This window comes from Bacillus sp. FSL M8-0049 (assembly GCF_038593355.1).
Lineage (GTDB): Bacteria > Bacillota > Bacilli > Bacillales > Bacillaceae > Bacillus > Bacillus safensis.
The window spans coordinates 67,038-79,335 of record NZ_CP151986.1 but is presented as its reverse complement, the minus strand read 5'-3'; the positions used below and the strand labels follow the sequence as shown (position 1 = coordinate 79,335).

The window sequence follows — 12,298 nt, the reverse complement described above, 5'->3', positions numbered from 1 at the left end:
GTATACGTATGCTGATCAGCCTTCGTAAACAGATGGTTTTAACACTCCAATATACGGGAGGTTTCGGTAACGTTCAGCGAAATCCAATCCATAGCCGACAACAAATGCATCTGGCACTTCAAATCCAACATAATCTGCTTTGATGTCTGCTTTGCGGCCGCTTGGTTTATCAAGCAATGTCACAATTTTAATGGAATTTGCTTTACGGTATCGGAAAAGCTCTACCAGATAGCTCAAAGTTAACCCACTGTCGATGATATCTTCCATAATCAAAATATCTCTTCCTTCAACAGAAGTATCTAGATCCTTAATGATCTTTACTTCTCCAGAAGATACGGTAGACTTTCCGTAGCTAGATACATCCATAAAATCAAGTTCTAAATATGTATCAATGTGTTTGATCAGGTCTGCCATGAATGGAAGAGCCCCTTTCAAAACACCAATAGCCAGGGGAAATTTACCATCATAATCGCTGGTTAATGTTGCACCCAGTTCCTTCACTTTTTGCTGGATCTCTTCTTCTGAGATCAAAATCTTTTCAATATCTTGTTTCATGCTTTTGCTTGCCCCCTACAAATTTTCGTGCTGTCTATATTGTAATACAATGAGATCGCTGTTTGTCATATCAATTTCTTCAAAAACGGATTTTTTCAGACCTGGGATCCAGATGATTTGATGATCCGAGTCAGTGACGATCGGCCAGCTGTCTCTTTCTGCAAGAGGCACTTTTTTATCAATAAATATATCCTTCACCTTTTTTGATCCATTCATCCCTTTAAGTTTGATTCGATCACCATTTTTTCGTGAGCGAATGATCAAAGGGAGACGAACATGATCTTTTTGAAGCAAGAAAAAATGGTTTCCGTTCCGTGCATCCTTCGGAACATGATTTGATACGACGATAGACTGTCCATTTGGGAGAAAAAGCTCTTCTCCGAGCTCAACCTTTAAGTGAAGAGCATAAGACTGGTCTAATACATGCGATCGTTCAAAGGTAAACATACAGTGATCATAAGACTTGACAGCTTGTAAACCTTTTGGCAAATCTAATGATCCAGACGGTTGATCTGTATGAGATAACCAGTCTAAAGTCCCTAGAATATGCTGGTTTGAAAACGCTGATTGAGTGTTTTCATAAAGATAGTTTAATATTAGTTGAATGCCTCTTCTTTGTAAAGGCAAAGGCAGGTCAAGCAAAGGCTTCGTTTTGATCTCAATTTGCTTAGGCGATTGACTCGTTATCACTTGGTTCATTTGTTCCTTTGTTAAAGCCTGCAAGTATTGCTCATCCTCAGTCAGCATGTCACTTACAAACTGAAAGCTTTCATGTACATGAGGTGCCTCTTCTTTTAACACGGGAAGAATATGTCTTCTTACCCGGTTTCTCAAGTAGTCATCCGTATGATTGCTTTGATCAATGACATAGGGGACATGTTCTTTTTCACAAACTTTTAGCACGTCGTCTTTAGAGTATCCAATGAGCGGACGAATCAGCCATCCGCCTTGAAAAGGACGTTTTGCTTGGATACCCGCGAGTCCAATACCAACAGTCCCTCTCACAAGTCTCATCATCATTGTTTCTACTTGGTCGTCTCCATGATGTGCAAGCGCTATAAATTGAGCGTTGTATTGCTCCATCAATTGACGAAAGAAAGCATATCTGCACTCCCTTGCAGCTGCCTGTTTGTTTAAGCGGTTTTCTTTTGCATATTGGGTGACCTGTATGCGGGACGATTCAAAAGGGATCTCGTGCTCCTTACAGTAAGCCTCAACAAATGCCAAATCAGCGAAGGACTCTTCTCCTCTGAACATGTGATCTACATGGGCTGCAATCAGCTGATAGGAACCTTTGCGACGCTTGTTAAGTTCATGCAGTAAGAGCATGGAATCCGGTCCGCCGGAAACCCCGACAATGACTGTCGTATTTTCAAGGTAAACATCATGTTTTTTCAAAAAAGATTCAATTCTACTCACAACTTCCTCCTCACAAAAGAGCAGGTAATTTAAAGATATACATATCCTATCACTTTCAGTAGCTCCAAGCAAAGAAGAAGCCTGCTTTTTTCCGGCTCTACAACAGGAACAAAACCACATATGCACAGTAAAGAGCGAGTACACTGCACACGATAAGAATGGTTTCAAAAAGTCCGCCTGATTTTTTACGCACTGACGTTCTTTTTGCTGCTGCAGCCCGCGATCGTGAAGTCACTTGTTGATTTTGATTAACAGCAGGTTTTGGCGCGTTTTTTTGCTGCTGCTTCTTCTGGCGCGATTTCCTTGATGCAATCAGCTGTCCTTCTTTCAGCATCGCACTTTTCATGTCTGCTGCTGATTGATATTTACCTTGTAGAGCAGCCTTTAACACCCTTTCATATCGCTTTAATAAAGGATGTCCTTCAATAGCTCGATAAAGCTGCTTTTCTGGTTCTGCTCCTTTTTTGAATTCTTTCTTATACGCACAGTTCACCATCACCATCGTCAGAGCAAATAAATCATAAGTTGGTTCAGCTTTTCGTGTACCGAATCCCCAATAGCCTCGATCAAAAAACTCGGTATACTCCTTAATTGCCCTGCCCGCTTTCGTCGTTCCTCCCACATCAATGCACCGGATCGTGGCCGGGGGCCCAGAAACAATGAGATTATCCGGCTTTAAATCACCAAAAATCCAGCCTTCCTGATGTAAATGAGCCAAGCTAGATAAAAGCTGAATCATTAAAACCACAATCCACTCATCACCCTTTTGTTTCACAAATTCAAGCAGTAATGGGCCTCTGACATATTCCATCACATAAAAAGAGCGTTTTTGAGGCATACCAGGATAAATCGCATCATCCATATCATAAAAAGAAGGCCCCATGGTTTTCACAGGAGCCTTTGAAAAGGATTTTAAAACATTGACTTCAGATGCAATGAGCATACTGTCATCACTCACTTTAAGGGCCGCTTGCCCATGTGGCGATTCGGCCAGATAGACAACACCGTTCGCCCCTTTTCCAAGCTCTTTTACAATACGGTAATGATGGTGGTGCCATTTCCCTTGAATCACCGTGCCTAACGGGATGTTAGAAGCCGAATTCATCATCATGCTCTTCCTTTGCTTCAAGCAGCCCTTTGCGTGAACGAACTGATTTGAAATGCTGAAGTGCTTCCCGAAGCGCTGGTCCCGTTGGGGTGATTCCTCCAGTGGTCAGTTTTGGGAAAATAGATGATAATGAATCGAATCGAGGCGTCCAATTCAACACAATTTCAGCATCTGAGTTTTTCCCGGGAAATACACACATCCCAAACTGATTTTCTCCAATTCTTGAATTTAAACTGATGGAAAGGTCGATGAGTGCTTCTTTTACGGTCGGCAGCTTCGGTTTCATACTTGCACTTGTATCAACAAGCACGAGTACTTGAAGGTGAACCGTCTCTCCTAACTCATCTACAACCTCCATTACTTCCCCGCGCTTATCAGGTGGAAGTTCTTCAATTTCAGCATCTTTGCCGAGAATTTGCTGCAATTCTTTATTCACAACACCTTGCAGGGTTTGTGTCATCGCTTTTTTTGTGACCATTTGTACTGTTTGAGATAACTGCTGGACGTAGACAACTTGATGGATGCCTCCGCCTGCGAGAGCAATCCCCTCTACTTCCTTCATCGCTTCATGATCGTGTCTGTTTTCTTCCATAATGCCAATGACATTGACTGTAATCCCTTGTTCCTTTGCCAATGAGGCAATCGCAAGCGGATCTTCCCCGTGGTTTGAGCAGCCATCTGTAATCAATAAGATTTGGTTGACGTGACCTTTTCGCATCTTCATTCCTCCTGGGATTGTAACTGAATGCTTATATCCCCATCATCGCCAGAAGAAATTCATATTATACGATATTTTAAGAAATCTCTTGTTTCTCAAGATAGAATGTACCGGTCGGAATGGAAGCCCATTTTGGTGTGTTGTGGTCGAGCCTGATGACAACAACTGTCATATCGTCATCAATTTGGCCTGCTCTTGTTCGAATGACCTCTTCCATTAATAAATCAGCAATTTCTTGGGGATCTTCTGTTTTAAAGCTTTTCATTTTCCGTTTCACCCACAGATCATGATTTTCAATATGCTTTGGCCCTTCAAAAATGCCGTCACTCATCATAATCAATAGATCTCCTGCCTTCATCTGTTCACTCACAACCTCGACTTCGAATTCATCAATAATACCGATTGGCAAGTTGCTTGCTTGTACCTTCATCACCTGATCACCCCGTTTAATAAAGCTGGGTGTTGAACCAATTTTGAGGAACTTACAGCTCGCATCCTGTAAATCAATGATCGATAAATCCAATGTTGAATAGATCTCGTCCGTCGTTCTTAAAGATAAAATACTATTAATGGTTTTAATCGCCACTTTTTCATTGATACCTGACGCCAATATTTTTTCTAACAGCTTAATCGTTTCATTGCTTTCAAAATGAGCCCGTGCTCCGTTGCCCATTCCATCACTAATAGCTGCAGCATACTTGCCCGCACCAAGCTCCATCATGCTGTAGCTGTCTCCAGATACCAGTCCTCCGCCTTTTGCTGCATGTGCCACGCCTGTAGCCACTCGGTATGATTTAGCAGAGCCAAATACAACGTGGCAATAGCCTGTTGGATGCTCTGCACACTGCTCTGCTTTGACTAAAATCTGTTCTTCTAAAATATCTGAAAGCATTGGAGCAATGATTTTTTCACATTCCCCATGCCCTTGGCAATATGGGATTCTCATTTCAATATCCACATTTCCCTGCTCCAAGCTATAGATTTCTACTTGCTGGATTTCAATGCCAAAGTGCTGAAGCGCTTCTATCATCTGCTCTTCCTGAATAAAATGCTGTTCTCTTTCTCGTTTTATTTCCCGGGAAAAATCCTCCATTACTTGCGAGACCCCCATCAGCTGTTCAGCCACAAGACGTCTGCTGTCTTGGACTTTTTTCTTCAGTGTCTGATTGGCTTTATAGTAAGCGATCTCCTCTTCGATCAATTCCTCGACATGCTTTGATTTTGAGCAGTGCTGACTAAATTTCTTTTTCAATTTTCGGTTATGCTCATACGTTTTTTCATCAGATTCATGCATAACTTGTTTCATTAGTTCATAGGTTGTATCAAAGTTCTGCACCCAGCATTTATTTTTCTTATAGCACGTTTGACAGGATCGTTCTGTGATCGTACTTAAAAAAAGATCTACATCCTCTTCCTGCTTCTTCTCTTCAGGAATAGATTCGTAAAATGTCGCAAAACTCTCAGACAGCGCATGAAATACATGAGAGAATTGATCTACCTTTTTTGCTGTCACGTCTCGTACCTTGCGAGCATATTGCTGCTGCTCTTGTACATGCTCTACCGTACCAGGAATGTATTTCGCTACCTTGGAGGTGACTGATTGCGGCGTGAGCAAAAAGAGCGCAACCGCTATAAGTGATTCATACAGTGTGGTCATGAGACCTGCTGATCCTTCCCCGTACAGTGAAATGAGTAAGGAACCAACAATTAAGCCGATGGCTGCCCCTGCTTTTTTCCCTTCTTTCAGCAATCCGCCTAATAAGCCTGAAAAGGCAAGAAGACTCATCTGATAAAGGTTTCCGATGTTAGCGAGACCGAGAATTAATCCTGTCACAACACCGACCGTACAACCAATACTGGCTCCGCCAATAAAGGCAAACGTCAGCACTACATAACGTGACAAAATATGCTCTGCCTGCATTCCTTGAAATGTGATCCCAGCAAGGCCAGTTAAAACTGAGGCAATTAAAATCATAAAACAAATAATTTCTTCGACCTTTAAAGAGTGTTTAATTTTCCTGACTGTAAAAATCGGCAGGCTTTGAAGAAAAATCAGAGTCAAAATGAAGGCAAGTCCTGCTTCGACACCCGCCATGACGTAATCATAGCTTTGCACAGCACCTTGCTCTAGGTAAACAAACGCTCCTCGGGTGATCAGCATTGAGAGAACAATGACAACCGGTAATGTTTTCACTGGGTCTTTGATGATGAAAGAAACCACCTTTGACATAAGGAGAAACATGAGCAGCGACGCAAACACAAACAATGCATTTTGAGGTGATATCGTCATCGCCCCTGCGAGTAAAGCTAGACAAGCAAGCATCGCCTTATCTCTTTTAATAAGCAGCATGGAGCCAAAGAAAGGCAGAGCAAACGGCATAATTTCAGATAATATAAAGGCTCGTCCTAATAAAAAGCCTAGAACAACATAAATAAACCCTTTATAGAAAAAAAGAGAATGCGTGTGATGAAGAAACAGGTTTTTCATCTTTTTTAATCCCGCACTGATTCTTTCAAACCCCGCTCCTGTTAAATCAGTTCTTCTTTCTAGTTTTTCCATCTTCTCATCCCCCACCTGATATTCGTTGCTTGTCATTATAGCGAAGGTGAAAAAGAAATTTTGTCAAAAGAAGTTGTCGTTTCCATAAAACGTTCGACGCTTTATTCGTCAAAGAGGCATACTTTCATGAAAGTCGATGTCTTTCATCAGAATTTTACGAAGGCACAAAAAAACAGCTTTCCTATAGAAAGCTGTTTCGAAGATGACCCGTACGGGATTCGAACCCGTGTTACCGCCGTGAAAGGGCGGTGTCTTAACCGCTTGACCAACGGGCCTTGCTTTATGTTCTAGTTAAAAGGATAGCGGCGGAGGGGATCGAACCCCCGACCTCACGGGTATGAACCGTACGCTCTAGCCAGCTGAGCTACACCGCCATAATGAAAATGCGCTAAGAAGCACAAGAACTATAATACAAAGGATTCGCTTGTCCGTCAATAGAAAGTTTTAAATTAAATGACGAAATCTCAAAAAATGTCGTATGGATCATGAAAAAAAGCACCTGCTGAACACAGCAGATGCTTTGTTGTGAAAATATATAGAAAGCAGCAACAAGTTAACCTCTTCTTGCTCCGCGCCCCCCACGTTTTGATTCCGTGTTACGTTTTAAAGATGTTAAGCGATCTTCGCTATCTTTTAAGAATTTGTTCATTTTTTGTTCAAACGATTCCTTCGGACGGAAATCATTTCTGCTTGGTCTTGATTGTTGTTGAGGACGATCTTTTGCTTTTTTAATGGACAAGCCGATTTTACCGTCTTTTTCAACGTTAATCACTTTCACTTCAACTTGTTCACCGACTTTTAAATGCTCATTAATATCTTTTACATAGTTATCGGCTACCTCACTGATATGAACGAGACCAGTTGAACCGCCTTGCAACTCCACAAAAGCTCCAAAATTTGTAATGCCCGTAACTTTCCCTTGTAACTTGCTGCCAACTTCAATCGACATAAAAAAAGTGCTCCTCCTTAGACTTATAAAAAAATCTCATTTGTTCAATTATACATAAACTGAATTTTAAGTGTCAACAAGGCTAATCGCTCTTATTGCCCACATCAAAGATTTTTTCGCCTTTTTTGGACATATAATAGTCCCGTCGTGCCAGTTCGAGTACGTATTCCTTGCTTTTCAGCTTCTTAATTTCATCAGAAATATCTTCCTGCTTTGTTTGTAATTGCTTCAACTCTTTTTCGAGCGCAACCTTCTTCTCTTCTTTTTCCTTTAGTGAAGACGATTGCGACCAGAGGGCACTTGTCACCAAGACAGCAAACATGAGCACGATTACACCAAACACGGTAAGCCTTCTAAGGAGTCCGCGACGTTTGCGTTTTAAGCGCTGCGCTTGCTGTTCCATTTGTTTTTGGTAATCATTTTGAATTTGTGCGATATTTCTTTTTCTCTTGTTCAAGATTGAAGGCCTCCTCTCTCACTTTGTCCAGAATTGTTTCCATTTCGTTTTGATGGTACCAGATAATTTCTTGGCCCCTTGTAAAATTCCTGCTCCTTTTGAGAAAAACAATCTCATTGATGTTCGCCATTTTTCGGGAATCCGATGAATAATGGTCACATTGAGTAACCAGATGAGCGGATAACAAACAATCGACAGCACCTTCCACACGAGCCGAAACGTAAAACGAACTAGACGTAAGAGCGAGTGGAGCAAGAACAGTATAGCACTTATGACCAATGTGATCATCCAGCGGATCGGCTGGAAGACAATCGACATGACCAGCCTTTTCAGGAAGAGAACGGTCTGATATACACACATCATGATAAACTTGAGAATCTTAAGATACAGATGTTTCATCAATGCCTGATACATCGAGAAACCTAGAGCAACGGCTAGAAAAATATAAAGCCTGAATTCTCCCTCATTTGTCAGCAGCAGGACGTAAAAGAATAAGAGACCCTGTACCATCCAAAAAAGGAGATCGTGGATAACCAAAAGCCATTTTGCTGTTTTTTCCCGATTCACAAACAGCTTGTACGTATCAAGCGATGCGCCCAGCCAGATGCCCATCGCCGCCATGGAAAGCATCGTATAAAACTGGACTGTCAGCGTCATTTAAACAGCTTGCTAAAAAATCCTTTAGCTTTCTCCCCGTGCTGCTCATCCACATAGATTAAATCAAAAACACGCCCTTTAATCGACACAACGCCCTTTTCGACGTCTAGGTTTTTCATTTGCAGATTTTCTCCGCGGATGGCGAGAATCCCCATGACCGTCTCCAGCAGAAATTCCTCACTATCAAAGCTTTCCACTTGTTTGACACCAGTAATATCTAAATGCTTTCTGTTTCGCATTGTGACATTATGCTCCGCGTCTGATGACAGCTTCGTGCCTTGAGGTTGATTATAATATTGATTCATCTATACATCCCCCATATCTCATACTTGCATGTTACTGCATTGTATGTGATAAGAGGGTCATTTAGAACAAGCCCTATTCTGCTGTTTTTTCTTCTTTTAGCACAGTATACATGCCAGCCGCTTCTTCTTTTTTCGTCGTGTCCTTTAACTCGTTGACTTGAACAGTCACTAGTTTTTGACCAAAGCGGATTTGCAGCTCATCTCCTTCTTTCACGTCAGAGCTTGCTTTCGCCTGTGTTCCGTTAATAGAAATCCTGCCTTGATCAGCTACTTCTTTTGCCAATGTTCTTCTTTTAATTAAACGGGACACTTTTAAAAATTTATCTAGTCTCATGTGTCTTCACCTCTTTCTATGCGTTTCGCATCGTTCCATAGATCGTCCATTTCTTCTAGCGTTAAGTCATCTAATGAACGGCCTATGTCCTTTGCTTTTTGTTCGATATGCTGAAAGCGCCGTATGAATTTTGTGTTGGCAGAAGCGAGTGCCGTTTCAGGCTCTAAGTGATAGAACCGGCCAATATTGACGAGAACAAACAAAAGATCTCCAAATTCATCTTTCATCTGCTTCGTTGCACCATCGTCCGTCTTCTCTGCCACTTCATCGAGAAATTCCTGCTTTTCTTCTTCGTATTTGTTCCAAATATCTTGAACATCTGTCCAATCAAAGCCTACCTTGGCAGCTTTCTTTTGGAGCTTATATGCCTTTGTTAGTGCTGGAAGTGTCGCCGGAATCGATTGCAAAATAGAACCGGTCCGCTCTGGCTTCTCCTGCTGCTTGATTTTTTCCCAGTTGGCAACCACATCTGCTGCCTCAGAAACATTCGTGTCACCAAACACATGGGGGTGCCGCCGAATCATTTTTTCTGTGACATGCTGAATGACGTCATCGATTGAGAAATAACCGTCATCTTCGCCAATTTGAGCGTGAAGTAGCACCTGCAGCAGCACATCGCCAAGCTCTTCCACCATATGATCTGGGTCATCTTCATCTATCGCTTCAAGCAGTTCATAGCATTCTTCAATTAAATATGGTTTGAGTGATTCATTTGTTTGTTTTTGATCCCATGGACAGCCGCCCGGACCTCTTAATGTACGTATAACGTCACGGAAGGTGTCAAATTGCTGATAAAGCAGCTGTTCATCTTGAATTGGAGGAACATAAACACTCGTTAAGTTATTTATCGACACATCTCGATCAAGTTCAAATAAAGAAACGGCAGTAATCTGTTCCTGACTGCTTCCAGCTGCAGTCACAATATAAACTTCATAATCGTCGGGGAGCTTTTCCATCAGCGTGAGTTTCACATTCGAAGCTGTCATCTGATCATATACCTGACAAATCAGGACGTGCTGGGTTAATTTCAGATCATCCGCTCTCATATCCCCTGCATCAACGAATTGTAATCCCTCGATGGGGTCAATCTGCAAGGAGTTGAATGTCGCATCTAGAAAGCTTTGTCCACCAGCGACAGACACCTCAATCCCGCGCTCTTTCTGCCCGGCGACGAGCAGCTGTACGGTCTTTTCTGCCACAAATGGATGACCAGGTACAGCGTACACAATGTCTTTTTCCGCTGCCTCTGAAAATAATATTTCGGTAATTTCCTGATACACCTGATCAAACTGATCGTGCTTTTCATAAATTTCATCAAAAAAGGTGAGAGCTGGGACCTCCTGCATCAACTCTGCGGTAAGCGGATGATCCTGCGTTCTCATAAATACTTCTTTCGCCTGCTTCAGCTGCTTATATACACCGAGCGTCAGCTGATCCATGTCGCCTGCCCCGAGACCGACGACGGTAATCTTACCTGCCATTTTGATTCCCTCTCATCTGTTTAAAATATAAAATCTTTTCTCCTAATGGAATGAGTCTCCATTCCTCGTCCGTAAATACTTCTAGCTTAAGAATACTATATAAAAAGGCGAAACCACCAATAAAAACTGATGTCAGGCTCTCTAAAACGGAAAACGGACGTTTTTCAAAGGGGATGACCCATGAAAACAGAGCCTGATATCCTATTAAGACCACAGCCATGAAGGCGGCTGATAAAAGAATTTTCACCGGGAACAGCTCTCTCAACGAAATCCATCCTTTATGCTTCAAATAAACGGCATTGAGCACGGCTGCTGTGAGAAAACCACATACAGTTGACCATGCGGCACCTTGGATGCCAAATAACGGTACAAGCGCAATCGTTAGAATCCATTTCACCAGCACGCTGAGGACCACCACAACAGCAGGGTACACAGTATGCCCGAGCCCTTGCAGTAAAGCCGTCTGCGTAATGGCAATCGATGTAAAGGCGATCGATATACAGAATATTTGCAAGGCATCGGTGCCTAAATCATTACGAAAAAGCATTGTATTGACTGGTTCTAAAATACAAATCAGTCCAACCGCTGACCCTATCCCTAATACCGACGTGGTCTTAACCGATGACCGAACTTTTTGCCGTATCGTTTCATGCTCTCCATTCCTCATGGCTGCTGATAAAAATGGCACAAGTGAGGTTCCGATGCTGATGGCAAACACCGTTCCGAGCTGTAAGAAAGGCTGGCCTCGGTCATATACACCTTTCGCCGCCTTTGCCGCCGCTTCACTGAGACCCTCGCTGCGCAGCAGCGCATACAGATGAAAAGCATCAATCATTTGCATCCATAAAATGAGCAAACCGCTGACACAAATCGTCAATGTATACAGCACCAAACTCTTCATAACATCTTTTTTTCGAAGTGTCGCCTGTTTGCCTGACATACTTGCAGCAGACTGCTTTCGATAGGTCAGCCAAAGGAAAAGAAGCAAAATGAGCGAGGCCGCACTTCCTGCGATAGAAGAGAACACCGCACCCGCCCCTGTTTCATAAAGCGAATAGCCGTGCCTCACGAAATAGAAGGATAAAACAAGCAGGACACCTACCCTGATGAGCTGCTCAACCAACTGAGAAACAGCCGTTGGAAGCATCAGACCGTCACTCTGAAAAACTCCCCTCAGCATCACAGTGAGCGGCAGAAATAGAAACACAAAAGCACTCATCTGGATGAGCAGAATTAATTGACTGTCTGCCATAAGACCCGCAATTGTGCCTGCTCCTATGTAAAGACAAAGAAATAAGACCAGGCTCAGTAAAGTGATATAGACCAAGGATACCCTTGTAATGATCCGTCGATTCTCTTCCCCATGCTCACTCAAAAGCTTGGACACCATGACAGGAAAACCTGTTGTACCAAGCATGATGGCAATGCCAAGGAAAGGATATACCTGCTGATAAATATAAAACCCTGTGTCCCCTACGATGTTTTGAAACGGGACACGGTAAACGGCACTTAGTACCTTTGATAACAAGCCTGCGATGGTCAAAATCACCGCACCCTGGAAAAGCCAGTGCGGCTGATTCACAGCATTTTTCATGGATGACTCCTTTAAAATAGATCTACAGTTAAACGCACTCATTATATCATACGTGAAAAAGACGTTCCTTTCTAAGGAGTAGACGGCACATGTCTCGTTTTGTTTCATTCCATATAAAAAACCGACAAAATCAAATGATTTCATCGGCATTCTTTCGTTTT

Annotated in this window: 12 protein-coding genes and 2 tRNA genes; all 14 read right to left on the bottom strand. The window is 42.5% G+C overall.

Annotated elements, in window-relative coordinates:
• Positions 1-15: 15 nt before the first annotated feature.
• The 14 genes from hpt to NSU13_RS00355 all read right to left on the bottom strand — a co-directional run bounded on the left by hpt (position 16) and on the right by NSU13_RS00355 (position 12,137).
• On the bottom strand, positions 16-555 hold the full coding sequence (gene hpt / locus NSU13_RS00420; protein WP_008357399.1) for a hypoxanthine phosphoribosyltransferase: 540 nt from the start codon (positions 553-555) through the stop codon (positions 16-18).
• Positions 556-570: 15 nt separating this feature from the next.
• Entirely contained in the window at positions 571-1,974 is a 1,404-nt protein-coding gene (tilS, locus tag NSU13_RS00415) for a tRNA lysidine(34) synthetase TilS (protein WP_081123872.1), read from the bottom strand.
• A gap of 97 nt (positions 1,975-2,071) precedes the next feature.
• Complete coding sequence (locus tag NSU13_RS00410) at positions 2,072-3,079, bottom strand: serine/threonine protein kinase (protein WP_080701255.1); 1,008 nt, start codon at positions 3,077-3,079, stop codon at positions 2,072-2,074.
• Complete coding sequence (locus tag NSU13_RS00405) at positions 3,063-3,800, bottom strand: VWA domain-containing protein (RefSeq protein WP_034284249.1); 738 nt, start codon at positions 3,798-3,800, stop codon at positions 3,063-3,065. The genes NSU13_RS00410 and NSU13_RS00405 overlap by 17 nt, the downstream gene beginning before the upstream one ends.
• Before the next feature lie 76 nt (positions 3,801-3,876).
• A complete protein-coding gene (gene spoIIE, locus NSU13_RS00400; protein ID WP_024425648.1) occupies positions 3,877-6,360 on the bottom strand; it encodes a stage II sporulation protein E in 2,484 nt (827 codons plus the stop codon).
• A 203-nt stretch (positions 6,361-6,563) separates the two neighbouring features.
• Positions 6,564-6,635, bottom strand: a tRNA-Glu gene (locus NSU13_RS00395).
• Positions 6,636-6,660: 25 nt separating this feature from the next.
• Positions 6,661-6,734: transfer RNA gene (locus tag NSU13_RS00390), tRNA-Met, on the bottom strand.
• A 179-nt stretch (positions 6,735-6,913) separates the two neighbouring features.
• Positions 6,914-7,309 carry a S1 domain-containing RNA-binding protein gene (locus NSU13_RS00385; RefSeq protein ID WP_342489745.1) on the bottom strand — a complete coding sequence of 132 codons (396 nt, stop codon included), beginning with the start codon at positions 7,307-7,309 and terminating at the stop codon, positions 6,914-6,916.
• An 82-nt stretch (positions 7,310-7,391) separates the two neighbouring features.
• Entirely contained in the window at positions 7,392-7,766 is a 375-nt protein-coding gene (locus NSU13_RS00380) for a septum formation initiator family protein (protein WP_003217952.1), read from the bottom strand.
• Positions 7,767-7,784: 18 nt separating this feature from the next.
• Complete coding sequence (gene yabQ, locus NSU13_RS00375) at positions 7,785-8,423, bottom strand: spore cortex biosynthesis protein YabQ (protein WP_041115217.1); 639 nt, start codon at positions 8,421-8,423, stop codon at positions 7,785-7,787.
• Positions 8,420-8,728: a sporulation protein YabP gene (gene yabP / locus NSU13_RS00370; protein WP_024425646.1), complete on the bottom strand. Its 309-nt coding sequence runs from the start codon at positions 8,726-8,728 to the stop codon at positions 8,420-8,422. Before yabP ends, yabQ begins: the two co-directional genes overlap by 4 nt.
• 73 nt (positions 8,729-8,801) lie before the next feature.
• Positions 8,802-9,062, bottom strand: coding sequence for an RNA-binding S4 domain-containing protein (locus tag NSU13_RS00365; RefSeq protein ID WP_008341839.1), 261 nt, complete (start codon positions 9,060-9,062; stop codon positions 8,802-8,804).
• On the bottom strand, positions 9,059-10,543 hold the full coding sequence (mazG, locus tag NSU13_RS00360) for a nucleoside triphosphate pyrophosphohydrolase (RefSeq protein ID WP_342489744.1): 1,485 nt from the start codon (positions 10,541-10,543) through the stop codon (positions 9,059-9,061). Before mazG ends, NSU13_RS00365 begins: the two co-directional genes overlap by 4 nt.
• Positions 10,533-12,137 carry a polysaccharide biosynthesis protein gene (locus NSU13_RS00355; protein WP_342489743.1) on the bottom strand — a complete coding sequence of 535 codons (1,605 nt, stop codon included), beginning with the start codon at positions 12,135-12,137 and terminating at the stop codon, positions 10,533-10,535. The genes mazG and NSU13_RS00355 overlap by 11 nt, the downstream gene beginning before the upstream one ends.
• Positions 12,138-12,298 lie beyond the last annotated feature (161 nt).